Origin of the sequence: Ramlibacter sp. (assembly GCF_035548915.1) — a bacterium.
GTDB lineage: Bacteria > Pseudomonadota > Gammaproteobacteria > Burkholderiales > Burkholderiaceae_C > Ramlibacter.
Window position 1 is genome coordinate 51,956 of the sequence record NZ_DASZSE010000031.1, and the last position, 25,784, is coordinate 77,739.

The following is a 25,784-nucleotide window of genomic DNA, read 5'->3' on the forward strand; positions in this document are numbered from 1 at the left end:
GAATGCTTTCAGTGCCTTGCGGCAGGCAGCCCGGGATTCACCCGGGCCACGCCCGTCTCGGCGAAGTGTCGTGTGTTGCGGGTGGCAAGCTGCAGACCATGAACCGTCGCCCTCACCGTCGCCGCGATGTGAACGCCCATGTCGTCCTGCGCGCGTCCGATGCCGCGAAGCGACGCCTTCGGGCGGCCGAACGTGATCCAGACCGAATCGTCCGTCATGAGCGTCCTCTCCTTGGAGCGCTGCCGCAGCCCGGTGGACCTGCGCTGCAGCCCGTCGCGTCTCGCTCCCATGGTTCGAGTCCCTGCTTCAGGCCAGCTCTTCCTTCCGTATCCTCACGATCGGCGCGAGCACCGTCGGCAGCCCCTGCATCTGCGCGATCACCTCGTTCATCGTGCCTTCGCGCACCTCGTGCGTGAGAATGATCATGTCGGTCTGGCGCTCGCCCTCGCCCGCTTCGCGCTGCAGCATGGCATCGATGCTGATGCCCGCGTTCGCAAGCAGGCTCGACACCTTCGCGAGCACGCCCGCCTGGTCGGCCACGCGCAGCCGCAGGTAATAGCTCGTCACGACTTCGCTCATCGTGAGCACCGGCTCCGCGCTCATCTGATCCGGCTGGAAAGCGAGATGCGGCACGCGATGCGCCGCATCGGCCGTGTGCAGCCGCGTGATGTCCACGAGGTCCGCGATCACCGCGCTCGCGGTCGGCTCGCTGCCCGCGCCCTTGCCGTAGTAGAGCGTCGTGCCCACGGCATCGGCTTGCACCACCACCGCGTTCATCGCGCCTTCGACATTCGCGATGAGGCGCTTCGAGGGCACGAGCGAAGGGTGCACGCGCAGCTCGATCCCCTTGGCGGTGCGCTTCGTGATGCCCAGGAGCTTGATGCGGTAGCCGAGCTGCTCGGCGTACTTGATGTCCTGCGAATCGAGCTTGGTGATGCCTTCGACATACGCGCGGTCGAACTGCACCGGGATGCCGAACGCGATCGCGCTCATGATCGTCGCCTTGTGCGCGGCGTCCACGCCCTCGATGTCGAAGGTCGGGTCGGCCTCCGCGTAGCCGTGCTTCTGGGCATCCTTCAGGGCCGCGCCGAACTCGAGGCCCTTGTCGCGCATCTCCGACAGGATGAAGTTCGTCGTGCCGTTGATGATCCCCGCGATCCACTCGATGCGGTTGGCCGTGAGCCCTTCGCGCAGCGCCTTGATGATCGGGATGCCGCCCGCCACCGCCGCCTCGAAGGCCACCATCACGCCCTTGCGGTGCGCGGCCTCGAAGATTTCGGTGCCGTGCACGGCAAGGAGCGCCTTGTTGGCGGTGACGACGTGCTTGCCCCGCTCGATGGCCTGCATCATCAGCTCGCGCGCGATGCCGTAGCCGCCGATCAGTTCGATCACGATGTCGATGTCGGGGTTGGCGATCACCTCGAGCGCGTCCTTCACGACCTTGCAGCGGCCGCGCACGATCGCTTCGGCCCGTGCGGTGTCGAGGTCCGCCACCATCGCGATCTCGATGCCGCGGCCGGCGCGGCGCTGGATTTCCTCCTGGTTGCGCGTGAGAACGTTGAAGACGCCGCTACCGACGGTGCCGATGCCGAGCAGGCCGACCTGGATGGGTTTCATGGAGGGGTTACTTGCTGTGTTGCTTGCGATAGCTCTCGAGGAAGCGGGCGATGCGGCCGATCGCCTCGCGCAGGTCGTCCTCATGAGGCAGGAAGACGATGCGGAAATGCTGGTTGTCCGGGTAGTTGAAGCCCGAGCCCTGCACCAGCATCACGCGCGTTTCCTGCAAGAGCTCGAGGAAGAACTGGCGATCGTCGGCGATCGGGTAAACCTTCGGATCGAGCCTCGGGAACATGTAGAGCGCGGCCTGCGGCTTCACGCACGTGACGCCCGGGATCGCCGTGATGAGCTCGTAGGCGAGATCGCGCTGGCGGCGCAGGCGCCCGCCCGGGCCGATCAGCTCGTTCAGGCTCTGATAGCCGCCGAGCGCCGTCTGGATCGCGTACTGCCCGGGCACGTTCGCGCACAGGCGCATGTTCGAGAGCATCGTGAGGCCCTCGATGTAGTCGGCCGCGGCCTTCTTGTCGCCCGACACCACGAGCCAGCCCGCGCGATACCCGCAGGAGCGATAGCTCTTCGACAGCGAATTGAAGGTGAGCGTGAGCACGTCTTCCGAAAGGCTTCCGATGGCGGTGTGCTTCGCGCCTTCATAGAGGACCTTGTCGTAGACCTCGTCGGCGAGGATCACGAGGCCGTGCTGCCGCGCCACCTCCACGATCTGCTTCAGCAGTTCGTCCGAATAGAGCGCGCCCGTTGGGTTGTTCGGGTTGATGACGACGATGCCCTTGGTGCGCGGGGTGATCTTGCGCCGGATGTCCTCGATGTCGGGCATCCAGCCGTTGCCCTCGTCGCACATGTAGTGCACGGGCGTGCCGCCCGAAAGCGACGCGGCCGCGGTCCACAGCGGATAGTCCGGCGACGGCAGCAGCAGCTCGTCGCCTTCGTTCAGCAGCGCGTTGGTCGACATCACGATGAGTTCGCTCGCGCCGTTGCCGAGGTAGATGTCGTCGAGATGGACGCCCCGGATGCCCTGCTGCTGCGTATAGTGCATCACCGCCTTGCGCGCGGGGAAGATGCCCTTGCTGTCCGAATAGCCGGCGGCGTTGGCCAGGTTGTGGGCCATGTCGAGCTGGATCTCCTCGGGCGCGTCGAAGCCGAACGGCGCGAGGTTGCCGATGTTGAGCCGGATGATCTTGTGGCCCTCTTCCTCCATCCGGCGCGCGGCATCCATGATGGGGCCGCGGATGTCGTACAGGACGTTGGCGAGCTTGCTCGATTTGAGAACGGTCTTCAAAGCCCCTCCGTGGGCGAATGAGAAGGCTGCAAACTTATAATTTGACCATAGTTCAGCGCGCCGCCCGACCCGATGCCCGACCGGGCGCGGCACCCATGTTTTCCGAGTGAAGCTCCAGCCCGATCGCACCGAAGTCCAGACCATCGCCGCCTACGGCCCCGGGTGGGTTGTCGTGGAAGGCGGCCCGGCCGCGGGCGCCGCCGGTGAAAAGATCACGGGCAGTGTCGTTCTCGGCTCGCGCGGCGAGCGGCTCACCTGGGCCGCGGACTGGGAGTCGCTCACCGCGGATCACTTCGCGGCTCTCGCGCGGATGGGCGTGGAAGTCGTGATCTTCGGCAGCGGCGCAACCCTCAGGTTTCCCAAGCCGGCGTGGCTCGCGCCGCTGGCCGCGAAGCGCATCGGCATCGAGTCGATGGATACGGCCGCAGCCTGCCGCACGTACAACATCCTCGCGCAGGAAGGCCGCGTGGTCGCAGTGGCCCTGCTCCTCTGACGGCAACCGCACCGGCCTCGGCGCGGCAGGTCGATTCGCGGTAAAATCAATGATTGCGCGGGGTCCCCGCCTGCACCCATATCCTCCCCCATGGCGATCGTTGTCAACAAACCCCTCCCCGAATTCGAAGCCAATGCCACCGGCGGCGTGAAGGTCACCAACACGTCGCATCTCGGCCAGATCGTGGTGCTGTACTTCTACCCGAAGGACAACACGCCGGGCTGCACCACGGAGGCCATGCAGTTTCGCGACAAGTACAAGGACTTCGTGAAAGCCGGCGCGGTGGTGTTCGGCGTCTCGCGCGACAACATGAAGTCGCACGACGAGTTCAAGGCCAAGCTCGAACTGCCCTTCGAACTCATCGCCGACACCGAGGAAAAGATGTGCCACATGTTCGGCGTGGTGAAGAACAAGATCATGTACGGCAAGAAGGTGAAGGGCATCGAGCGCAGCACGTTCCTCGTGGGCACGGACGGCGTGCTGAAGCAGGAATGGCGCGGACTGAAGGTGCCCGGGCACGTGGACGAAGTGCTGAAGGCCGTGAAGCTGTTCAAGAAGGCGGCCTGATCCATCGCTTGCCCTGACGTTTTGCCGCAACAGGAATTTCGCTGACATTGTTGCGTCGGATTCGATGTGGATAATGGGTTCATGCCGTTGATCGAGACGCCCAGCGTCATCACGACCGACCCTCGCAAAGCCGCCCGGCCCGTCCGGCGGCTTTTTTGTTTCCACCCTGACCCAGCCGGGAAACCCCCCTTCCATGCCACTGCCACCCGCCCCGACCAAGCGCGCCGCCATGCTCCCGCCGGAAGCCTACGACGCTCCGGCCCGCACCTCGCACAAACAGGCGCGAAAGCAGGCCGCGGAGGCGGCGGACGCTGTCCTCGCTGAGCGGCCGCAGGTCGCGGACGACTTCGACCCGCGCGCGGGCGGCGGCGATGCGCTGCATCCCCAGGCCTACACCGAGAACCTGGAAATCTGGCTCGACGAGCCGCAGCCCTCCAGCCGCAAGCGCGCGCAGACGGCGGCCAAGCCCCGCAAGGCGAAGCCGAGCGGGCCGCCCAAACTCTTCGTGCTCGACACGAACGTGCTGATGCACGATCCGATGAGCCTCTTCCGTTTCGAGGAGCACGACGTATTCCTGCCGATGATCGTGCTGGAGGAGCTCGACGGCCACAAGAAGGGCATGAGCGAAGTGGCCCGCAACGCGCGCCAGGCAAGCCGCATGCTCGACGCGCTCGCGGGCGGGCAAGGCGCCGACATCGCCCACGGGCTGAAGCTCGACAGCACGGGCCACCGCGAGGCGGGCGGCTGTCTCTTCTTCCAGACGATGCCGCTCGCGGTCGGCCTGCCCGCGGGGCTGCCGCAGGGCAAGGCCGACAACCAGATCCTCGCCGTCGTGCAGGCCCTGCAGGAAAAGCACGCGCCGCGCGAAGTGGTGCTGGTGTCCAAGGACATCAACATGCGCGTGAAGGCGCGCGCGCTGAGCCTGAAGACCGACGACTACCAGAACGACAAGACGCTCGACGACCTCGAGCTGCTCTATTGCGGCGCGCTCGCGTTGCCGGCGGACTTCTGGGCCAAGCACGGCAAGACGATCGAGAGCTGGCAATCGGGCAGCCACACCTTCTACCGCATCACGGGGCCCGTGGTGCCGAGCCTTCTCATCAACCAGTTCGTGTACTTCGAAGCTCCGGGCGAGCCGAGCCTCTACGCGCGCGTGATAGAGATTCGCGGCAAGACGGCGGTGCTGAAGACGCTGAAGGACTACGGGCACCTGAAGAACGCGGTGTGGGGTGTGACCACGCGCAATCGCGAACAGAACTTCGCGATGAATCTGCTCATGGACCCGGAAGTCGACTTCGTCACGCTCACCGGCACCGCCGGCACGGGCAAGACGCTGATGGCGCTGGCCGCGGGCCTCACGCAGGTGCTGGACGACCGCCGCTACACCGAAATCATCATGACGCGCGCCACCGTGAGCGTCGGCGAAGACATCGGGTTCTTGCCGGGCACGGAAGAAGAGAAGATGGGCCCGTGGATGGGCGCGCTCGACGACAACCTGGAAGTGCTCGGCAAGACCGACAGCGGCGCCGGCGAGTGGGGCCGCGCCGCGACGAACGAGCTGATCCGCAGCCGCATCAAGATCAAGAGCATGAACTTCATGCGCGGCCGCACGTTCCTGAACAAGTACGTGATCATCGACGAGGCGCAGAACCTCACGCCCAAGCAGATGAAGACGCTCGTGACGCGCGCGGGCCCCGGCACGAAGATCATCTGCATGGGCAATCTCGCGCAGATCGACACGCCCTACCTCACCGAGGGCTCCTCGGGGCTCACGTTCGCGGTGGACAAGTTCAAGGGCTGGCCGCACAGCGGCCACATCACGCTAGCACGCGGCGAGCGCTCGCGGCTCGCGGATTTCGCGAGCGAAGTGCTCTGAGCCGGGCGCGGCGGACTGCCGCGGCAGCTCGAAGCTGAAGGTCGTCCATCCGTCCTGCATGCTCGCCGCCACGCGGCCGCCGTGGCGTTCCACGACGCGCTTGACGATCGAGAGGCCGACTCCCGTGCCGGGGAACTCGGCGTCGCTGTGCAGGCGCTGAAAGAGCGTGAAGAGCTTGGCGGCGTAGGCCGCATCGAACCCCGCGCCGTTGTCGCTCACCGTGATGTCGTGACTGCCCGCGCGCTCGCTCGCCTCGATGCGCACGCGCGCGCCGCTCCTCTTGCTCGAGAACTTGAGCGCGTTGCCCACCAGATTGGCGAACACCTGGTGCATCATGGCGGGATCGGCCCGCACGATGGGCAGCTCGCCGATCGTCACGACCGCCTCGGGATACATCGGCCGCAGCTGTTCCGTCACGTCGTGCGCGAGAGCTCCGAGGTCGACCCGCTCCAGGTGCATCGCGCCACGCTCGGCGCGCGAGCAGGCGAGGATGTCGTCGATCATGCCGTTCATGCGCCGGGAGCCGGCAAGAATCCGCTCCAGCCAGTGGCGGCCCTTGGCGCTCAGCGAGTCGCCCTCGTACTCGCGCAGCGACCCCGCGAACGCCTCGATCGCGCTCACCGGCGCGCGCAGGTCGTGCGAGATGCTGTAGCTGAAGGCCTCGAGATCCGCGAGGCTTCTTTGAAGCTTGTGCTCGAGCGCCACTCGCTGGCGCATCTCCTGCTCCAGTTCGCGGTTGCGCTGGGCAAGCCGGTCGCGCATGCGCTTCAGCTCGATCTGGGTGCGAACCCGGGCTTCGACGACCGCGGGCGCGGCGGACTTCACGATGAAGTCGGCAGCGCCCTCGTTCAAGCCGCGCAGCTCATCGCTTTCCTCGTGCAGGCTCGTGAGAAAGATCGCCGGCACGTCGTGCGTGAGGGGATGATCGCGAAGCGCCGCGAGCACGGCATGCCCATCCATGTCGGGCATCATCACATCGAGCAGCACGAGGTCGGGCACCGGGCCGTCCCAGGCGAGCCGCAGCGCCGCGCGGCCCGATGTGGCCAGGCGAACGGTGTAGTGGTCCTCCAGGATCGCGCCGAGCATCTCGACGCATTCCGGGATGTCGTCGACGACGAGCACGACCGGCTTGCCCTCGAGCGGCTGCACGACGGACGAAGAACACATGGATGGGTCCCTTTCGGCGAAGGAGGACGGATGCCGCTACTGTCCCCCACGCGTGGGCTTATCGGCTAAGGCATTTGCCGAGGAGGGCTTAGGGGATTTGCCTAGTCGCGACGCCGAATGGCGCTGCGCGAACCTCGCCGTCATCGGCCCGGCCCGGCCCGGCCCGACGCGCATCGTGCAGCACGCTATGCCATTCGTACTAGCACCGATGTCAAGCCGTTCGTATGATGCGCCCAGACGCGAGCGGCGGCAGTATTTCACGGCATCGATGGCAGCAGTGCCTTCGGTCCACCGGGAAAGGGTCCGTCGCATGCCACCTTTCGAGATCGAGGCTCGCAGCCTCCGGGGCGCAGGAGCTGCAGGAGATGCTGGAGCGGGCGAGCGCACGTTCGTCGACGTGCTGGTCGAGCGCGCGGCGTCCGAGCCCGACGATATCGCCTTCACCTTCCTCGGCGAAGGCACGGACGCCGCCCCCGGCGAGCTTCGGCTCACCTACCGTGATCTCTTCGAAGAGGCCGCCGGCTTCGCGTCCTTGCTGCAGGCCCACGGCCTCGCCGGCGAACGGGTGCTGCTGGTCTTCAAGTCGAATGCCTGGTTCGCCGTCGCCTTCTTCGCCTGTCTGATGGCCGGCGCAATCGCCGTGCCGACGGCGCCGCCTCGTCGCGAACAGCTGGCCCAGCGCCTGCGCGGCATCGCGGCCAACGCAGGCGCCCGGCCCGGCATCGCCGACTCCGAGGAAGTCATGCAGGCGGCCATCGGCCTCGGGCACGACGACGTGCACTGGTTCGACATCCGTCAACTGAGCCGCGACGGCGCCCTGCGCGCACGATCGGCCGACTGGCGCCCGCCCGTCCTGCGCGACGACTCGCTCGCGTTCCTGCAGTACACGTCCGGCTCCACCGGTGACCCGAAGGGCGTGATGGTGAGCCACGGCAACATGATGGCCAACTCGCGCCAGATCGCGCGGGCCTTCGGGCACACCCGCGCGAGCCGGGGGCTCGTCTCGTTGCCCCTGTATCACGACATGGGGCTCATCGGCGGCATCCTGCAGCCCGTGTACGCGGGCTTCCCGGTGCACGTGATGACGCCCGCGCAGTTCGTGCAGAAGCCCGAACGCTGGCTGCAGCTCATCTCGCGGCTTCGCATCACCACGAGCGGCGGTCCGAACTTCATGTACGACCTGGCCGCCGAGGCCGTGCGGCCCGAACACCTCGAAGGCGTCGATCTCTCGAGCTGGCGCGTCGCCTTTTGCGGTGCCGAGCCCGTGCGCGCGTCGACGATCGAATGCTTCACCCGCAAGTTCGCTCCGTACGGCTTGCGCGAAGGCGCGTTCTATCCGTGCTACGGCATGGCCGAGGCCACGCTGTTCGTGACGGGGAATGCACCGGGGACGATCGCTCGTGTGGACACGCCTCTGTCGGGCGGCCCGCAGGTGGTCGGCTGCGGCCATGCGCACGACGACACCCGCATCGAGATCGTCGACCCCGCAATCCGCGTGGCGCTGCCCGACGGCGCGCAAGGCGAGATCTGGGTGAGCGGCGCGAGCGTGGCGCAAGGCTATTGGAGGAATCCCGCCGCCACCGAGCACACATTCAAGGCCCGGCTGGCCGCATCGAACGAGGGCCCGTTCCTGCGCACGGGCGACCTCGGCTATCGCAAGGACGGCCAGCTCTTCGTGACCGGCCGGCTGAAGGACCTCATCATCCTGCGCGGCCGCAACTTCGCGCCGCACGATCTGGAGACCGAAGCCGAGGGCAGCCACCCGGGCCTGCAGCCCGGCGGCGGAGCGGCCTTCACGCTCACCGAAGGCGACCGGGAGCGGCTCATTCTCGCCTTCGAACTCAAGCGCGAGTGGCGCCGCCGCACGGCGGAATGGCACACGGTGGAGGCCGCGGTGCGCTCGTCGATCGCCCGCAGCTACCAGCTGCGCGTCGACGACGTGGTGCTGCTCGCACCGGGCGCCCTGCCCCGCACGTCCAGCGGCAAGGTGAGGCGCGCTCAGTGCCGCAGCGACTATCTCGCGGGCCGGCTCACGCCGATGGCGGCCATGCTGCCCCGGACCGGCGCCGCCGGCCATGCGGCACGCGCTTGCACCTGAACGGAGGAACACCGGGCGATGACCGACGATCCACTGATTCCCTGGCTGAGGTCCGAACTCGCGCGCCTGCTCGACGTGCCCACCGATCGCATCGCGGCGGACACGCAGATTCTGGAGCTGGGCCTCGACTCGCTGGCCGCCGTGCGGCTGTGCGGCACGATCTCGGAGAAGGTCGGCTTCGACGTCGACCCGATGCTGGTCTTCGATTTTCCGACGATCGACGAGATGGTCACGCACCTGCGCGGCCTCGCGAGCGCGACCGAACCGAACGCGTGACGGGCGAGTCCCGAAAAAACGCCGTCCATGCATTACACCCACGAGCATCGCGAGATCCAGAGGACGCTCGAGCGCTTCATCGATGCGGAGATCAATCCGCACGTCGACGAATGGGAGGCCGCCGAGGCTTACCCGGCGCACGAGGTGTTCAAGCGCCTCGGGCAGCTCGGCCTGCTCGGGCTGAACCGGCCCGAGGCGTTCGGCGGCGCGGGCCTCGACCATTCGTACGCGATGGCCATGACCGAAGCGCTCGGCCGCATCGACTGCGGCGGCGTCATCATGTCCATCGGCGTGCAGACGGACGTCGCCACCCCCGCGCTCGCCCGCCACGGCAGCGACGAGCTCAGGCGGCAGTTCCTCGCGCCGGCGATCTCGGGCGACCAGGTCGCCTGCCTCGGCGTGTCCGAGCCGGGCGCGGGCAGCGACGTGGCCGGGCTCGGAACCCGCGCGGTGAAGGATGGCGACGACTACGTCATCACCGGCCAGAAGATGTGGATCACCAACAGCCTGCAGGCCGACTGGATGTGCGTTCTCGCCAACACTGGCGAAGGGCCCGCGTACAGGAACAAGTCGCTCGTGATCGTGCCGATGCGCGACGGGCCGCGCGGCCGGCTCACGAAAGGCATCGAACTCGCTCCCCCCATCCGCAAGATCGGCATGCATTCGTCGGACACGGGCCTCGTCCACTTCGACGGCGTGCGCGTGCCGCAGCGCTATCGCATCGGCCGCGAAGGCGCGGGCTTCGTCTATCAGATGCAGCAGTTCCAGGACGAGCGCCTCTGGGCCGCGGCGAGTTGCCTCGTGTCGCTCGACACGTGCATCGGGCGCACGATCGAGTGGGCGCGCGAGCGCAGAATGTTCGGCGCCACACTCGCCGACCAGCAGTGGGTGCAGTTCAAGCTGGCCGAGCTGAAGACCGAGGTCGAGGCGCTGCGCGCGCTCACGTACCGCGCCTGCGACCTCTACGTGCAGGGGCGGGACGTGCTGGAGCTCGCGTCGATGGCCAAGCTGAAGGCCGGCCGCCTGAGCCGCATCGTGCCGGACACCTGCCTGCAGTTCTGGGGCGGCATGGGCTTCACCTGGGACAACAAGGTCTCGCGCCTGTACCGCGACGGACGGCTCGCTTCCATCGCGGGCGGCGCGGACGAAGTGATGCTCGCGATCCTCGCCGCGCTGATGGGCATCGCGAGGCGAGAGCGGCCGTGAAGCGCGCCTTCGCGTGGGTCTGGCTCAGTCAGCTCCTGTCGCTGTCCGGCTCGGTGCTCACCGCTTTCGCGGTGGGCGTGTGGGTCTTTCGGCAAACCGGATCGGTGCTCGCCTATTCGCTGCTCGTCGCCTGCGTCGCCGTGCCCGCGCTCGTGATCGCGCCCTGGGCGGGCGTATGGGTGGACCGCCTGCAGCGGCGAAGGGTGATGGTCGCGGCCGACACCGGCGCCGCACTCTGCACGGCGGCCATCGGCCTGCTGCTCTGGTTCGGACGGCTCGAAGTCTGGCAGACCTTGCTCCTCAATGCGGCCGCGGCGGTGTGCCAGGCGTTCCAGCGCCCCGCCTTCCTCGCCGCGGTGACAACGCTGCTGCCCAAGCGCGACCTCGGCCGCGCGAGCGGTCTCGTGCAGCTCGCCTATGCCGTCCCGTCGCTCACCGCGCCGCTCATGGCGGCCTTTCTCCTGGGCACGATCGGACTGGAAGGAATCGTCGCGCTGAACATGGTGTGCTTCGCGATCGCCACGAGCATTCTTCTGGCGGTACCGTTTCCGCACGCGCCGCATGCGCCGCATGCGCCGCATGCGCCGCAGCGGCCGGGTGCGCATCGCGCGGCGCTCGCGGAGTTCGGCGACGCCCTTGCCTATCTCCGGCAACGGCGGCCGCTCGCGCTGCTGCTGGGCTACGTGGGCGTGCAGAGATTCCTCACGTGCATCGTCGTCGTCCTGTTCACCCCCATCGTGCTCGCGATCTATTCCGAGTCGGTGCTGGGCATCGTCTTCACCTTCGGCGGCGTGGGCATGATCGCCGGCGCGGCGCTGCTGAGCGGCTGGGGGGGACCCCGCCGGCGCATCTTCGGCATCCTCCCCTTCGACATGCTGTTCGGCGCGGCCGTCCTCGCGGGCGGCATCTGGACTTCGGTTCCGCTGCTTTGCGCCTGCGCATTCATCGTGATGTTCTGCGGACCGTTCATCACGGGCAGCGACCAGACCCTCTGGCAGCACAAGGTGCCGCCGATGCTGCAGGGCCGGCTCTTCGCGCTGCGCGAGGTTCTCGTGAGCGGTGCGCTCCCCCTGGCGGCGATCGCGGGAGGGCTCGCGGCGGAGCGCGGTTTCGAGCCGTGGATGATGCCCGGCGGGTGGCTCGCGGACTCCGCGGGCAGCTGGATGGGCGTCGGCAAGGGGCGCGGCGTCGGGTTGATGTTCGTGCTGGTCGGCGTATTCGCGATCGCGCTGGCGGGGGCGGCGCTGTCGCTGCCGGCGATGCGCGGGCTGGACGACCGCGTGCCCGATGCGCATTGAACGCATCTTCGAGTGGACCGGGGGCGGCACGCCGCCGGATGCGGCGGCACCCGCGGGCGCGACGGTATGGCGCGTGGCACTCGACGCCGATGCGGACGAACTCGCTCGCGCGGGCGCTCTCCTTTCAAGCGAAGAACGGGCGCGCGCCGATCGCTTTGCGTTCGCGGTTCACCGGCGGCGCTTCGTCGCCGCGCGCGCCGCCTTGCGCGAGATCCTGGGCTCGCAGCTCGCGGTCGGCCCGCGCGAGGTGGAGTTTCACTACACCGGCGAAGGCAAGCCGCGGCTTCGAGACCGCGCCGATTGGCATTTCAGCGTGTCGCATTCGCAGGAGCTTTGCATGATCGCCGTGTCGCGCGACTCGCGCATCGGGATCGACGTCGAAGCGACAGCGGCCAGGGCCCGGATGATTCAGGCGGAGGAAGTGACGCATGCCTTGCATCCTGCCGAGCAAGAGGCCCTGGCCGCACTCGGCCGCGAAGCAAGGCAGGCAGCGTTCTATCGCTGCTGGGTGCGCAAGGAGGCGCTGCTGAAGGCCCTCGGCGTGGGGCTCGCAGGGGGTCTCGATCGATTCGCCGTTAGCATCGGAAACGAAGCGCGCCTCATCGGATCGGACCCTGCCCTGGCGGATGCGAGCGGCTGGACACTCGTCGCGCTCGACGGCGAGGACTACGCCGCCGCGCTGGCGATCGAATGCGGCGCCGCGAAGCCGCGACCGCTGGTCAGAAAGCCTCGTTGCCGAAGCTCAGGTTCTCGAACTTGGTGAGCGGCTTGAGGAACGCGAGCTTCACGGTCCCGGTGGGGCCGTTGCGCTGCTTGCCGATGATGACTTCCGCGACGCCGGGCTCCTTCGAATCCTTGTTGTAGTAGTCGTCCCGGTAGATGAACATGATGACGTCCGCGTCCTGTTCGATCGCGCCCGATTCGCGCAGGTCGCTCATCATCGGCCGCTTGTCGGTCCGAGTTTCCACGCCGCGGTTCAACTGCGACAGCGCGATCACCGGGCACTGCAGTTCCTTCGCGAGCATCTTGAGGCCCCGCGAGATTTCGCCCAGCTCCGTCGCGCGGTTCTCGTCGGCGGAGCTCGTGCCGCTCATGAGCTGCAGGTAGTCCACCACGATCAGCCCGAGCTTGCCGCACTGGCGCGCGAGCCGGCGCGCGTTGGCGCGCAGCTCGCTCGGCGTGAGGCCGGGCGATTCGTCGATGTGCAGCGAGATGTTGCGCAGCTTCTCGATCGCTTCGGTAAGACGCGGCCACTCGTCGTCCGTGAGACGCCCCGTGCGCAGGTGGCCCTGGTCGATGCGGCCGATCGAGCCGACGATGCGCACGGCGAGCTGCGCCGCGCCCATTTCCATCGAGAACACCGCGACAGGCAGCCCCTCGTGCAGGGCCACGTGTTCGGCGATGTTGATGGCGAGCGACGTGTTGTGCGTGACGATGTCGTGATCGGTGATGTACAGGTGCTCGGGGTGGCTCACCGAGATGCACTGGCACTCGACAACGCGCGTCGGCTCGATCGATACGAAGGTGAGGCGCTTCGGGCGCAGCCCCCCGCTCGGAAGCCGCGCCTGCTTTTCGGACATGAGGAACAGCGAGCGCGGATCGGGGTGGCCGATGTGGCAAACGAAAGCCGGCCTCCCGCGAACACGCCGACCGTCCCGGCTCGTATGGTGCGGCTGCTTCGCGGTCACCGAACACCAGCCTCCCAGCGATCGAACGAGTTCGGATATGTCGCGCGACAACTGCTCGCTGGCTGTCGACAGGCGAATCGAGCCCCGGGTGTCGACCCAGCCGTCGGTATCGAGAAGGCCTCTCAGCAGATCCAGCCTCGCTTCGAGGTGCGCCTCGAGGTAGAGGCGGGGAACGAACTTGCGTTCGCTGTCCATCCGGGAAAGGCCGAGGCTTTCGAGCGCCGACTGCGGCGGATCCGGCTGCGCCTCCTGCAACCCCTTCACCCGTGCGCGGTCCTGCCTCACGATCCGGAAGTCGCACCCGGATGCATGGATCCGTTCCAGGGACTGCTGCGCCACCTGGCTTTCCATCTGGCAGAGCACATCCTCCGTGACGGTGGAGGACATGACGCTTTCCTGATCGGTCGAGCCACGATCGCCCAGAAGAGCGCCGAGCACCCACGGGTCCACCGGCAACGCACGCTCATGGCCGAAATCCCCCGTCGCCGGCTCGATCCAGAGCCGGTTGCGATAGCGCTGTCGCGCGAGCATCTCGATCAGCGCGGAAGTCTGCAGCACACGCGGTGAAGCCCAGCTCCTGAAATGCACCTTCCAGAGATGCTCGGCGCAGCATTCGGTCCAACGGCCATCCGAAAACGTCACCTTGTAGACCTGCCGCGCGCCTTGAGGGAACACGCCCGTGACCACGGACGGCCGCCCATCGACCGAGGCGAGTGCATCTCCCACCGCAAGCTCGCCCATCGCCTTCCAGCCGGTGGACGTGCGCACCTGCGCGTCGAGAGGCTGCGCCTTCCCCATGCTCGGCCGGGCCGCCAGCACGATCAGATCGCCCGCCTGCAGGCCCGACGTCATGCGGTCGAAGTCGTAGAAGCCGGTCGGCACGCCGGTGATGTCGTTCGGGTTGTCCGCCATCTCCTGCACGCGATCGAGCAACTGCACGACCAGGCCTTCCATCGACTGGAAGCCCTGCTTCATGCGCGAGCCTTCCTCGCCGATGTTGAAGATCTTCTGCTCGGCCTCGTCCAGGATCTTGTCGACCGGCCTGCCCTGCGTGTTGAATGCGGCGGTGGCGATCTCGTCGGAGGCGCCCACCAGCTTGCGCAGGATCGAGCGCTCGCGCACGATCTCCGCATAGCGGCGGATGTTGGCCGCGCTCGGCACGTACTGCGCGAGCGAGTTGAGGTACGCGAGCCCGCCCACCTCGTCGGCCTTGCCGAGTCCCTGCAGCTGCTCGTAGACGGTGATCACGTCGGCAGGCTTCGTGGCATTCACGAGCACGCCGATCGCGGCGTAGATGAGGCGATGCTCGTAGCGGTAGAAGTCGCCGTCGGTGAGCAGGTCCCCCACGCGGTCCCAGGCGCCGTTGTCCAGCAGCAGGCCGCCGAGCACGCTCGATTCCGCCTCGATGGAGTGCGGCGGCACACGCAGTTGCGCGACCTGCCGGTCGCTCGGGAAATCGTCGTCGGGGGGAGAAAGCACAGCGGACATGGCAGAAGGCAATCGTACGCGGCAGGCGGTGCGCAGTCACCGGACAACCCTGTGGACAAGCGGTGGGTGGGCGCCGGATTCCTGTTGATGAGGGGCCGAACCCATCGTGCCCGGAAAGCGGCCGGTCGCGCCAAACGCAAAGCCGCCCGCAGGCGGCTTTGCGTTCGTTCAACTGACAGCGTGGCGGCGGGTGCCGCGGGTGGCCGCGAGCGCCGCGGGTGGCCGAGCTTACGCCGTCTCGCCGTACACCGTGACGTTGATCTCGACCACCACGTCGGTATGCAGCGCCACTTGCACCTGGCTGTCTCCCACGGTCTTGATCGGACCGTTGGGCATGCGCACCTGCGCCTTGGCGACCTTGTAGCCCAGCTTGCCGAGCTCTTCGGCGATGTCGAAGTTGGTGACGGAGCCGAAGAGGCGCCCGTCGACACCGGCCTTCTGCGTGAGCTTGACCGTGGTCCCGGCCAGCTTCTCGCCTTGCGCCTGAGCCTCTTTCAGCTTGTCCGCCGCGGCCTTTTCCAGGTCGGCGCGCTTGGCTTCGAATTCGGCCTTGGCCTGCGCCGTGGCGCGGCGCGCCTTCTTCTTCGGGATCAGGAAGTTGCGGGCGAACCCGTCCTTCACCTTGACGATCTCGCCGAGGTTGCCGAGGTTTACCACCTTCTCGAGCAGGATGACTTGCATTGCGGCGCTCCTCAGATCTTGTGCTGGTCGGTGTACGGCACCAGCGCCAGGAAGCGCGCGCGCTTGATGGCGGTGTTCAGCTGGCGCTGGTAGATCGCGCGCGTGCCCGTGAGGCGCGCCGGAATGATCTTGCCGTTCTCGCCGATGAAGTCGCGCAGCGTGTCGACGTCCTTGTAGTCGATCTCCTCGACACCGGCGACGGTGAAGCGGCAGAAGCGTTTGCGCTTGAAAAGGAGCGACTGGGTGTTGCGCTTCGGACGCTTGTCCTTGTTGAACTTCTTGAAGGTGGCCATGTGAGCCTCTCTCTATGCGTATCTATGAATCTTGATCTTGCCGGAACGACTGGATGTGCAGCACCGGGGCCTTTCCGCTTCGCGCCGTTGCCAGGAACCCCGTGAACCGGAGGGCCGCGCCGATCGCCTGCCTCGCAAGCGTCTCGGCCTCGGTCCCGAAGGCCACGGCCTTCAGCGCCAGCTTCACCTGCCTCGCCTGCCCCGCCTCGCGCTGCTCGGACTCGTGTTCGAGCAGCAGGTCCATCGCGGGAAGTCCGGCAGGGGTGTACCGCAGGGCATGAGCCTCGGCGATACGGGCGCTCAGGTGGACGTGGTTCACATCGCCCGGCACGCTTTCCCGCCGCGGGTCAGGACTGGAACTCTGCCTGCTGCGCCTTGCGTGCTTCCTCGCGCTCGACGGTCTTCATCATCGAGGAGGGGCCGGTGTCGGCCTTCTTCCGAAGGACGGTGAGGTGGCGAAGCACCGCGTCGTTGAAGCGGAAGGCGTGCTCGAGCTCGCTCATCACGGCCTGGTCGGCCTCGATGTTGATGCACAGGTAGTGCGCCTTCCCGAGCTTGTTGATCTGGTAGGCGAGCTGGCGCCGGCCCCAGTCTTCCACGCGGTGGATCTTTCCGCCGCCGGCGGTGATCATGCCTTTGTAGCGTTCCAGCATGGCCGGAACCTGTTCGCTCTGATCCGGGTGGATCAAGAGGACGATTTCATAGTGACGCATCGATGCTCCTTGGGGTTGAGGCCACGTCCGAAAAGACGGATGCGGCCGGATCAGCCGCCCCCGGCGTCTGGCGGAGTGCGGCAAGAAGAACCCAGGATTCTAGCCGATTCCGTGATGCGCCGCGCTCAGGCCATGAGCTCGGACTGCACCGCGAGGCATTGCACCTCCATCACCAGATCGCGCAGCCGTCCGACGACGTCTTGCCCACCGTGCGGGACCTTCTGCGGATCGATCTCCGGCAAAGCCCAGGGCGGGCCTTCCGGCGCGCGGCCCGGGATCGCCGCGTCGGCCTCTTCGGCTGTCCCGTACCACAGCGCGTTTCTCAAGGCCGGCCACAACTGCATCCGGGCCGCTTCGGAATGCCGCTTGATCCTGTACACCAGTCTCTCGAGAATGTCCAGGTGAAGCTCGAGCTGGGCAGCCCGGGACTCCTGCCTTGCGTTGATGGCACGCTGGTGGAGGCGGTGGCCCCTCTCCACGTCACCGTACGGGTCGTCACCCATCGTGAGACTGGTGTCGACGGGGACAGCGGCTTGCTGCGCGGGCACGGAAGCGTCTGCGTTCTCAGGACTGTCGCCGGCGAACTGCAATGGAGCCGGAACCGGGCGCGGCGCCCGCGCGGCCTCGGCGGCGGCTTCGTGCGCTTGCGCCGCGGCCTCCTCCTGAGGCGCCGCGAACAATGCCCGATTCGCGATGATCGTGTACGCGAGCCTCGCGAGTTCGTCATCCGGGGACTGCCTGTACCAGGGTCGAGAAGCAAAAATTTCGATCTCTGCGGCGGCCCAGCACGTTTCCGATGGAGCCAGGCCCTGCGCCCGGCTCGTGGTGAATTCGTCTTCCGTGCGATAGAACACTGCTTCGTACAACGCCTGCCACAGGGCGCCCTGCTTGCCGGGAGACTGACGCCGGATACCCCGCTCGAATTCGCGCAGTAGCGCCAGTAGCGCCAGATGGTGGCGATGCCTGTCGTCTTGCCCGGCCATCGTGCCGTCGATCTCTTGCTGGCGCGCACGGCACGCCTGCTTCAGGTTGTTCGCCGCGTCGCCGTGCATCAGCGCGTCGAACTGCATGTCGCGCTTCCTGCGCTCCAAAGCTTGCGCCGCTTCGCCCGAGACGGAGCTCGGGTCGACCACTCCCGACCTGACCAGGCGGCACATCGAGTCCGCCGTCGCAGGCTCCCAACGGCCGTCGGCGAACCGTTCCGTGATGCGCACAACGTCTGCGGTGTTCCCGCCCTCGGGCAGGTCGACCCGAAACTCCCGCGGGAAATGGCCACCGTATCCATGCCAGATCGCGATCTGATGGCTGTCGGGCAGGTTCCGGAAGTGCGCGTTCGAGCCGAAGCTCTCGGATGTATTGCCCCCGTCGCGGACGCGCTGAAGGAACTTGTCGGTCAGACGCAAGGGCGCCGGCTCGGCGCGATCGGGTGTGCGCCGCGCTGCCGAGTCGGCCTGTGCGACCCCCTGCGGCGATACCGCCTGGTTTGAGGAGGCATCCGGACGGTTCGATGAATCGATGGCGGACACGGACAGACTCCAAGGGAAAAGCTACGATGCCAGTGAGTGACACCCGGCGCGAGAGGATTCCCCATCCGCGCCGCTTCCATACTTGAGTCTGTGCCGACGGATTCGCTCCCGCGCGCTGCCCCCGGGTCTCAGTCGTCGTGCAGGAGCTGGTCGAGCATCGCGTAGCGCGTATCTCCGACCGCCTCGCGGATGCGCGGTGCGAGCGCGAGCAGCTCCATGTAGTTGCGGGCGCCTTCCACCTGCAGGTTCAGCCGATAGCCGCCCAAGCCGAGGCTCGACGTGAGAAGCGTCGCGATCGGATACGCGGCCTCGTAGCGCTCCTCGGGCGAGCGTGAATTGCGCTTGGCTTCCAGCTTCGCCTCCTGGGCGCGCTGCATCGCCGCGGCCTTGGAAATCTCCGCGACGAGGCCGAGCTCGACGAGCCTGTCGATGTCGGCGCGAGTCACCCCCATCTTCGCGCTGGCGGAGAGGATCTCGTCGACCGAACGCTTGCCGTCCACCATCACGAAGGCGGCCCGCTGGCGAGGCGTGAGAGCGACCGAGCGGTCCTTCAGGACGCGCTGCCCTTCCAGCGTCTTGCCGATGATCATCGAGCCTCCATTCGCGTGTGCGGCCGAAGCGCCACGACTCGGAGTGTGCAGGCGCCCGACCGGGCGCGCAAGGCATGGACAGCTGTGGCCGGCCGCCGGCTCGCCGGTCGTTCAGGGCGCCCGCCGAGCGGCGCGAATCGCTGTGCACCCCTGCGGCGTCCCGAAGCTTCGGCGCCAGGGAGCCGCCGCCGGCACGGCGCAGGCGGTCAGTCGTGCGCGTAGATGTCCACGTCCTTCGTCTCGCGGATGAAAAGCGTGCCGACGATGAAGGTCATCGCGGCAACCACCACCGGGTACCAGAGCCCGTAGTAGATGTCGCCGGTGGCCGCGACCATGGCGAATGCGGTCGTGGGCAAGAGCCCGCCGAACCAGCCGTTGCCGATGTGATACGGCAGGCTCATCGACGTGTAGCGGATGCGCGTCGGAAAGAGTTCCACGAGCATCGCGGCGATCGGGCCGTACACCATCGTCACGAGGATCACGAGATAGGTGAGGAGCGCAAGCACCATGCCCGTGCTCATCTTCGCCGCGTCGGCCGGTACGGTAAGTTTCGCTTCCTTCGCGGCGTCGCCGACCGTCTTGCGGAAATCTCCGATCGCCTTGCCGCTCGCCGCGTCGAAGCCGTGGCCCTCGGCGTTCAGCACACCCACGGGCGCTGTGAACACCTTGCTGCCGACCGACACGGTCGCGGGCTGGCCGGCCGGGCCGGCCTTGTTCTCGTACGGGATGTACGACTGCGCGAGCGAGCGCTTGGCGATGTCGCACGAGGTGCGGAAGTCGATATCGCGCGCGATGGGGCTGCCCTGGAACGAGCACTCGTTCGGATCGGCCGTGACCACGACCTTCGTCTGCTGCTGCGCGGCGGCGAGCGCCGGGTTCGCATACTGAAGGAGCATCGGAAACACGGTGAAGTAGGTGAGCGCGGCGAGCAGGCAGCCCGCCATGATGATGGGCTTCCTGCCGATGCGGTCCGAGAGCGCGCCGAACACGATGAAAAACGGCGTGCCGATCAGGAGCGACCCGGCGATCAGCAGGTTGGCCGTCTTCGCGTCCACCTTGGCGATGGCCGTGAGGAAGAAGAGCGCGTAGAACTGCCCGCTGTACCACACGACGGCCTGCCCCGCGGTGAGGCCCAGCAGCGCGAGGATCACGATCTTCAGGTTGCGCCACTGACCGAATGACTCCGTGAGCGGCGCCTTGGAGGTCTTGCCCTCGGCCTTCATCTTCTGGAAGGCGGGCGATTCGTTCAGGGTGAGGCGTATCCACACCGAGACGGCCAGAAGCACGATCGAGACCAGGAACGGGATGCGCCAGCCCCACTCGCCGAAATCCTTCGCGCCCATGCCTTCGCGCACGAAGAGGATGACGAGGAGCGACAGGAAGAGGCCGAGCGTCGCGGTGGTCTGAATCCACGACGTGAACGCGCCGCGCCGGCCTTGGGGCGCATGCTCCGCGACGTAGGTCGCCGCGCCGCCGTACTCGCCGCCGAGCGCGAGGCCTTGCAGCAGGCGCAACGCGATGAGGATCACGGGCGCCGCGATGCCGATCGCCTTGTAGTTGGGCAAGAGACCCACCACGAAGGTCGATGCGCCCATGATGAGAATCGTGACGAGGAAGGTGTACTTGCGCCCGATCATGTCGCCCAGCCGACCGAACACGATCGCGCCGAACGGCCGCACGAGAAAGCCCGCGGCGAATGCGAGCAGCGCGAAGATGTAGGCCGAAGTCGGATCCAGCCCCGCGAAGAACTGCGCCGCGATGATCGGCGCGAGCGATCCGTACAGGTAGAAGTCGTACCACTCGAAGACCGTGCCGAGCGAGGACGCGAAGATCACCTTCCTTTCCTCGCGCGTCATCGGCGCGCTGCCGCTGCGCGCGCCCGCCGTTGCGGCCGAAGCTGTAGCCATGATGTCTCCTCGATATGAAAGTTCTAGGGCGCGAACAGTGTCAGCGCCGGCTCTGACACGAGGCTGACGCGAAGCGTCTCTGCATGCAAACCCTGAAAGGGACGGCGAGGCGCGGCGTTCCCTCAGCCCGCCGTGCGGGAGGACACCTCGGTGGATCGATGCCCACCGACCGGCAGCATGCTCACCGCGGCCGCGACAGCAAAGCCGATCGGCACGCCGAAGACGCCCGCCGAAAGCGGCTGGATGCCGAACCAGAGCGTCTGGCCGGGCGCGAGGCCGAAGAAAGCGCGCACGGGCGGCGCGTTCACGAGCAGGTACCACACAGTGACGCCGAGCCCCGAGAGCATGCCCGCCACGGCTCCCGCGCGGCTCGTGCGGCGCCAGAAGATGCCCAGCACCATCGCGGGGACGAACGCCGAAGCGGCGAGCGAGAACGACGCCGACACGAGCGGCAGTATCTCGGCGGGCTTCAGCGACCCCACGATGGCCGCGACCATCGCCACGCCCATGAGCGCGAACTTGCTGAGGATCACGCGCTGCTCGGGCGCCGTGCGCGGATCGATCTCGTGCGCGTAGAGGTCGCGCACCATCGCGTTGCTGATCGTGAGGAGCAGGCCGTCGGCCGTGGAAAGCGCCGCCGCGAGCCCGCCCGCGGCCACGAGTCCCGAGATCACGTACGGCAGCCCCCCGAGCTCGGGCGTCGCGAGCACGATGAGATCGGCGCCGAGCCGGATCTCGCCCCACTGCAGGATGCCGTCGCCGTTCACGTCGGAGACGGAAACGAGCGAGCCGTCCACCTTGGCCCATTGCGCGATCCAGGCGGGAAGCGCCTCGAAACGGCTTCCCACGAGGTTGTTCATCACCTCGAACTTCACGAGCGCGGCAAGCGCGGGCGCGCTCACGTACACGAGCACGATGAAAAAAAGCGACCACGCCACCGAAGCGCGCGCGGTCGCGACGCTCGGTGTCGTGTAGTAGCGCGTGAGCAGGTGCGGCAGGCCGGCGGTGCCCAGCATCAGACAGAACATCAGCGCGAGGAAATTGAGCCGCGAGCTGCCGAAGAGTTCGCGCTCCTCGCGCGTCCCATCGGGGTCGCCCAGGTACGGCTGCGTGTGCGGCGGCATGCCGCCGAGCGGCTTGGCGCGCTCGTAGCTCTCGTTCATCGCGCGGGTCCACTGCTCGCGCGCGGAGGTCGCATCGCGCGGCAGCGCGGCGAGCACGTGGTTCGCCTGCACGATGAGCGCGGAATCCGCGCCTTCGGCCTTCAGCTGGCGCACGCGGTCCCTTGCGGCCGCGCGCTCGGCGCGCAACGCGGCATCGATGTCACGCAGCTTCGCCTCGTACTCGTGCGCGCGCTTCAGGAAAATCCCCGCCACCTCACGCTCGGCCGGGTCCTGGGCGAGCTTGGCTTCGAGCTCGCCGATCTTTGCGAGCTGCTGGCCGTAGACGAGCGGGGCGAGCGGGTTGCCGAGCTGCTTGAACGCGAGCCACGACACCGGGATCAGGAAGGCGAGCAGCAGCACGACGTACTGCGCGACCTGCGTCCACGTGATCGCGCGCATGCCGCCCAGGAACGAGCAGAGCAGCACGCCGCCCAGCCCGAGGAGGATGCCGATTTCGAACTGCACACCCGTGAGGCGCGATGCGATGAGGCCGATGCCGTAGATCTGCGCGACGACATAGGTGAAGGAGCAGAGCATCGCCGCCAGCGCCGCGATGATGCGCGGCGCGTGGCCGCCGAAGCGCACGCCGAAGTAGTCGGGCACCGTGTAGAGGTTCAGACGCCTCAGGTGCGGCGCGATGAGGAGCGCCACGAGGCAAAAGCCCCCCGACCAGCCGAGCACGTAGGCGAGCCCACCCGCCTGGCCTTCCGTGCCGCCGAAGCCCTGCAGGTACAGGCCGCCCGCCATGCTGATGAACGACGCCGCGCTCATCCAGTCGGCCGCCGCGGCCATGCCGTTGTACATGGGCGGGATGCGCCGGCCCGCGACGTAGTATTCCTCCGGGTCGGTGGTGCGGCCCCAGATGCCGATGCCCGCGTACATCATCACCGTCACGAAGAGGAAGACGGGCCCGAGCCACGTACGCGACAGCCCGCTCCTTTCGGCCCAGGCCATGAGCAGCAGGAAAGCCAGAAACCCGGCGACGAAGATCGCCAGCATCCGGTGCAGCCGCCGTTCGTAGGCGCGGTATGCCGGCTCAGCGGCCATCCTCGGGTTCCATCGGCGCGGCGGAATCCTCCGGTGCGAGCTTCGTCATCGCCCAGGCGTACACGGCAACGATCGCGATGAAGGCGCCGAGCGCGCCTTGCGCCGCCATCCAGTAGTCGAAGCGCCAGGGCCCGATCTGGAAGTCCAGCTCGCGCGCGAAGAAACACACGCCGAAGCTCACGATCGCCCAAGCCGCGAGCAGCGCCAGCTTCAGGCGGATCACGCGCGGGTCGTGGCGTTCGAACACCGGGGGCTCGGGCATGGCGCGGATCATCGCACCGCGGCCGTGCGCGGGCCTAGGTATTTCCTTGGGGCCCGGTGTCCTCAGCGCGCCGCGAGCTGCTGCCAGGTCGCGATCACGCTGTCGGGATTCAGCGAGATGGAGGAGATGCCCTCATCGGCCAGCCACTTCGCGAAATCGGGATGGTCGCTCGGGCCCTGTCCGCAGATGCCGACGTACTTGCCCTGCTTGCGGCAGGCCGCGATCGCGCGCGAGAGCATCGCCTTCACCGCGGGGTCGCGCTCGTCGAAGTCGGCCGCGAGCAGCTCGAGCCCGGAGTCCCGGTCGAGCCCCAGCGTGAGCTGCGTGAGGTCGTTCGAGCCGATCGAGAAGCCGTCGAAATACTGCAGGAACTCATCGGCGAGGATCGCGTTGCTCGGGATTTCGCACATCATGATGATGCGCAGGCCGTTCTCGCCGCGCTTCAGGCCCTCTCCGGCCAGCAACTGCGTCACGCGGTCGGCCTGGCCGAGCGTGCGCACGAAGGGCACCATCACCTCCACGTTGGTGAGGCCCATGTCGTTGCGCACGCGCCGGATCGCTTCGCACTCCATCGCGAACGCCTCGCGGAACTCCTCGCTCACGTAGCGCGCCGCGCCGCGGAAGCCGAGCATCGGGTTTTCTTCGTCGGGCTCGTAGCGGCTGCCGCCGATCAGCTTGCGGTATTCGTTGCTCTTGAAGTCCGACAGCCGCACGATCACCGGCTTGGGCCAGAAAGCGGCGGCAATGGTGCCGACGCCTTCGGCCACCTTGTCGACGTAGAACGCGCGGGGCGACGCATGGGCTCGGGCGACCGACTCCACCGCCTTCTTCAGGTCCGCGTCGACGTTCGGATACTCGAGGATCGCCTTCGGATGCACGCCGATGTTGTTGTTGATGATGAATTCGAGTCGAGCCAGTCCCACTCCGTGATTGGGCAGCTGCGCGAAATCGAAGGCGAGCTGCGGGTTGCCCACGTTCATGGTGATCTTCACCGGAATCTCGGGCATCTCACCGCGCTGGACTTCGCTCACCTCGGTCTCGAGCAGCCCGTCGTAGATGTAGCCCGTGTCCCCCTGCGCGCAGCTCACGGTGACGAGCGTGCCGTCCTTCAGCGTCTCGGTCGCGTCGCCGCAGCCGACCACCGCCGGGATGCCCAGCTCGCGCGCGATGATCGCGGCGTGGCAGGTGCGGCCGCCGCGGTTGGTGACGATCGCGCTCGCCCGCTTCATCACCGGCTCCCAGTTCGGGTCGGTCATGTCGGTGACGAGCACGTCGCCCGGCTGCACGCGTTCCATCTCCGAGGTGCCGTGCACGAGCCGCACCGGCCCCGTGCCGATCTTCTGGCCGATTGCGCGGCCTTCGGCAAGCACGTTGCTCTTGCCCTTCAGCTTGTAGCGGGTCTCCGCCTTGCCCTGGGACTGGCTCTTCACCGTCTCCGGACGCGCCTGCAGGATATAGAGCTGGCCGTCCCTGCCGTCCTTGCCCCATTCGATGTCCATCGGGCGGCCGTAGTGCTGCTCGATCACGAGCGCGTACCGCGCGAGCTGTTCGATGTCGGCTTCGGCCAGCGAATAGCGATTGCGCTGCTCGAGGGGCACGTCGATCGTCTTCACGAGCTTGCCGCCCGAGCGGGCCTCCTCGGGCGTGGCGAAGACCATCTGCACGAGCTTGGAGCCGAGGTTGCGGCGGATCAGGGCGCGCTTGCCCGCCTTGAGCATCGGCTTGTGCACGTAGAACTCGTCGGGATTCACCGCGCCTTGCACCACCGTCTCGCCCAGGCCGTAGCTGGAGGTGATGAAAACGACGTCGGAAAAGCCGGATTCGGTGTCGATCGTGAACATCACGCCGGCCGCGCCGAGGTCGGAGCGCACCATCCGCTGCACACCGGCGGACAAGGCGACGTCGGAATGCGCGAAGCCCTTGTGCACGCGGTAGCTGATCGCCCGGTCGTTGTAGAGCGACGCGAACACTTCCCTGATCTTCGCAAGGACGTTGTCGATGCCGCTCACGTTGAGAAACGTTTCCTGCTGACCGGCGAACGACGCGTCGGGCAGGTCCTCGGCCGTCGCGGAGGACCGCACCGCGAAGCTCGCGTCGGCGCTTGCCTGCGAGAGTTTCGCGAACGCGTCGCGAATTTCGCTTTCCAGGTCGGCCGGAAACGGCTGAGCCTCGACCCATCCGCGGATTTCGGCCCCCGCGGCCGCGAGCGCGCGCACGTCGTCGGTATCGAGCGCCTCCAGCTTGTCGTTGATGCGCTTCGCGAGGCCGTCGTGCGCGAGGAACTGCCGGAACGCGTGCGCCGTCGTGGCGAAGCCCGTGGGCACGCGCACGCCCTCGGGCAGTTGGGAAATCATCTCGCCGAGGCTCGCGTTCTTGCCGCCGACCGACTCGACGTCGGTCATTCTCAGATTCTCGAACGCAACGACCAGGGCGGTCGCGCTGAACAGGGCAGACATGGGAAGACTCCAGAAGTTGAAACCGGGTCTGCGCTTGCGCGCAGCGGCGCGCGCACGGCGGCCACTCGACTTTGTCGTTGTTCGAATGGGCAGTGGCGAAGAGCGCGGGCCGGAGAATTCATCAGCTGGCGAGGATTG

At 67.3% G+C, this 25,784-nt stretch carries 23 protein-coding genes; 8 read left to right on the forward strand and 15 right to left on the reverse strand.

Annotation, left to right across the window (positions count from 1 at the left end; genetic code table 11):
* Positions 1-8 precede the first annotated feature (8 nt).
* Genes VHA82_RS11245 through VHA82_RS11255 form a run of 3 tightly spaced genes read right to left on the reverse strand, consistent with a single transcriptional unit; the run spans position 9 to position 2,851 of the window.
* Positions 9-290 (reverse strand): hypothetical protein, encoded by a 282-nt coding sequence (locus tag VHA82_RS11245; RefSeq protein ID WP_325543566.1) that lies wholly within the window; start codon positions 288-290, stop codon positions 9-11.
* Positions 291-306: 16 nt separating this feature from the next.
* Positions 307-1,617: a homoserine dehydrogenase gene (locus VHA82_RS11250; protein WP_325543568.1), complete on the reverse strand. Its 1,311-nt coding sequence runs from the start codon at positions 1,615-1,617 to the stop codon at positions 307-309.
* A 7-nt stretch (positions 1,618-1,624) separates the two neighbouring features.
* The gene (locus tag VHA82_RS11255; protein WP_325543570.1) at positions 1,625-2,851 is read right to left on the reverse strand and encodes a pyridoxal phosphate-dependent aminotransferase; all 1,227 of its coding nucleotides are present in this window, start codon (positions 2,849-2,851) and stop codon (positions 1,625-1,627) included.
* A gap of 106 nt (positions 2,852-2,957) precedes the next feature.
* Between VHA82_RS11255 and VHA82_RS11260 the strand changes: the two genes are divergently transcribed.
* The 3 genes from VHA82_RS11260 (at position 2,958) to VHA82_RS11270 (ending at position 5,787) form a co-directional block, all read left to right on the forward strand.
* Complete coding sequence (locus tag VHA82_RS11260; protein ID WP_325543572.1) at positions 2,958-3,344, forward strand: Mth938-like domain-containing protein; 387 nt, start codon at positions 2,958-2,960, stop codon at positions 3,342-3,344.
* Positions 3,345-3,434: 90 nt separating this feature from the next.
* Complete coding sequence (locus tag VHA82_RS11265; protein WP_325543574.1) at positions 3,435-3,911, forward strand: peroxiredoxin; 477 nt, start codon at positions 3,435-3,437, stop codon at positions 3,909-3,911.
* A 193-nt stretch (positions 3,912-4,104) separates the two neighbouring features.
* On the forward strand, positions 4,105-5,787 hold the full coding sequence (locus VHA82_RS11270; RefSeq protein WP_325543576.1) for a PhoH family protein: 1,683 nt from the start codon (positions 4,105-4,107) through the stop codon (positions 5,785-5,787).
* Here VHA82_RS11270 and VHA82_RS11275 read toward each other — a convergent pair.
* Complete coding sequence (locus tag VHA82_RS11275) at positions 5,734-6,954, reverse strand: sensor histidine kinase (RefSeq protein ID WP_325543578.1); 1,221 nt, start codon at positions 6,952-6,954, stop codon at positions 5,734-5,736. The two genes, VHA82_RS11270 and VHA82_RS11275, sit on opposite strands and share 54 nt — an antisense overlap.
* A gap of 310 nt (positions 6,955-7,264) precedes the next feature.
* Here VHA82_RS11275 and VHA82_RS11280 point away from each other — a divergent pair, with 310 nt between their 5' ends.
* Genes VHA82_RS11280 through VHA82_RS11300 form a run of 5 tightly spaced genes read left to right on the forward strand, consistent with a single transcriptional unit; the run spans position 7,265 to position 12,595 of the window.
* Entirely contained in the window at positions 7,265-9,052 is a 1,788-nt protein-coding gene (locus VHA82_RS11280) for a fatty acyl-AMP ligase (protein ID WP_325543580.1), read from the forward strand.
* Positions 9,053-9,070: 18 nt separating this feature from the next.
* On the forward strand, positions 9,071-9,328 hold the full coding sequence (locus VHA82_RS11285) for an acyl carrier protein (RefSeq protein WP_325543582.1): 258 nt from the start codon (positions 9,071-9,073) through the stop codon (positions 9,326-9,328).
* A gap of 27 nt (positions 9,329-9,355) precedes the next feature.
* A complete protein-coding gene (locus tag VHA82_RS11290) occupies positions 9,356-10,534 on the forward strand; it encodes an acyl-CoA dehydrogenase family protein (protein ID WP_325543584.1) in 1,179 nt (392 codons plus the stop codon).
* On the forward strand, positions 10,531-11,832 hold the full coding sequence (locus VHA82_RS11295) for an MFS transporter (protein ID WP_325543586.1): 1,302 nt from the start codon (positions 10,531-10,533) through the stop codon (positions 11,830-11,832). The genes VHA82_RS11290 and VHA82_RS11295 overlap by 4 nt, the downstream gene beginning before the upstream one ends.
* Positions 11,822-12,595 (forward strand): 4'-phosphopantetheinyl transferase family protein, encoded by a 774-nt coding sequence (locus tag VHA82_RS11300; RefSeq protein WP_325543588.1) that lies wholly within the window; start codon positions 11,822-11,824, stop codon positions 12,593-12,595. Before VHA82_RS11295 ends, VHA82_RS11300 begins: the two co-directional genes overlap by 11 nt.
* Here VHA82_RS11300 and dnaB read toward each other — a convergent pair.
* The 11 genes from dnaB to ppsA form a co-directional block, all read right to left on the reverse strand.
* The gene (gene dnaB, locus VHA82_RS11305; protein ID WP_325543590.1) at positions 12,552-15,008 is read right to left on the reverse strand and encodes a replicative DNA helicase; all 2,457 of its coding nucleotides are present in this window, start codon (positions 15,006-15,008) and stop codon (positions 12,552-12,554) included. The two genes, VHA82_RS11300 and dnaB, sit on opposite strands and share 44 nt — an antisense overlap.
* A gap of 228 nt (positions 15,009-15,236) precedes the next feature.
* Entirely contained in the window at positions 15,237-15,689 is a 453-nt protein-coding gene (rplI, locus tag VHA82_RS11310) for a 50S ribosomal protein L9 (RefSeq protein WP_325543592.1), read from the reverse strand.
* An 11-nt stretch (positions 15,690-15,700) separates the two neighbouring features.
* Positions 15,701-15,982, reverse strand: a complete 282-nt coding sequence (gene rpsR / locus VHA82_RS11315) for a 30S ribosomal protein S18 (RefSeq protein WP_325543595.1) — start codon at positions 15,980-15,982, stop codon at positions 15,701-15,703.
* 22 nt (positions 15,983-16,004) lie between these two features.
* The gene (priB, locus tag VHA82_RS11320) at positions 16,005-16,301 is read right to left on the reverse strand and encodes a primosomal replication protein N (protein ID WP_325543817.1); all 297 of its coding nucleotides are present in this window, start codon (positions 16,299-16,301) and stop codon (positions 16,005-16,007) included.
* Between the two features lie 28 nt (positions 16,302-16,329).
* The gene (gene rpsF / locus VHA82_RS11325) at positions 16,330-16,695 is read right to left on the reverse strand and encodes a 30S ribosomal protein S6 (protein ID WP_325543597.1); all 366 of its coding nucleotides are present in this window, start codon (positions 16,693-16,695) and stop codon (positions 16,330-16,332) included.
* 125 nt (positions 16,696-16,820) lie between these two features.
* Positions 16,821-18,221 carry a hypothetical protein gene (locus VHA82_RS11330; protein WP_325543599.1) on the reverse strand — a complete coding sequence of 467 codons (1,401 nt, stop codon included), beginning with the start codon at positions 18,219-18,221 and terminating at the stop codon, positions 16,821-16,823.
* Between the two features lie 128 nt (positions 18,222-18,349).
* Positions 18,350-18,811, reverse strand: coding sequence for a hypothetical protein (locus tag VHA82_RS11335; RefSeq protein WP_325543601.1), 462 nt, complete (start codon positions 18,809-18,811; stop codon positions 18,350-18,352).
* 206 nt (positions 18,812-19,017) lie between these two features.
* Positions 19,018-20,718 (reverse strand): MFS transporter, encoded by a 1,701-nt coding sequence (locus VHA82_RS11340; protein WP_325543603.1) that lies wholly within the window; start codon positions 20,716-20,718, stop codon positions 19,018-19,020.
* A 122-nt stretch (positions 20,719-20,840) separates the two neighbouring features.
* The gene (locus tag VHA82_RS11345; RefSeq protein WP_325543605.1) at positions 20,841-22,928 is read right to left on the reverse strand and encodes a VC_2705 family sodium/solute symporter; all 2,088 of its coding nucleotides are present in this window, start codon (positions 22,926-22,928) and stop codon (positions 20,841-20,843) included.
* Entirely contained in the window at positions 22,918-23,190 is a 273-nt protein-coding gene (locus VHA82_RS11350) for a sodium/substrate symporter small subunit (RefSeq protein ID WP_325543607.1), read from the reverse strand. Before VHA82_RS11350 ends, VHA82_RS11345 begins: the two co-directional genes overlap by 11 nt.
* A gap of 62 nt (positions 23,191-23,252) precedes the next feature.
* Complete coding sequence (gene ppsA / locus VHA82_RS11355) at positions 23,253-25,646, reverse strand: phosphoenolpyruvate synthase (RefSeq protein ID WP_325543609.1); 2,394 nt, start codon at positions 25,644-25,646, stop codon at positions 23,253-23,255.
* Between the last annotated feature and the right edge of the window lie 138 nt (positions 25,647-25,784).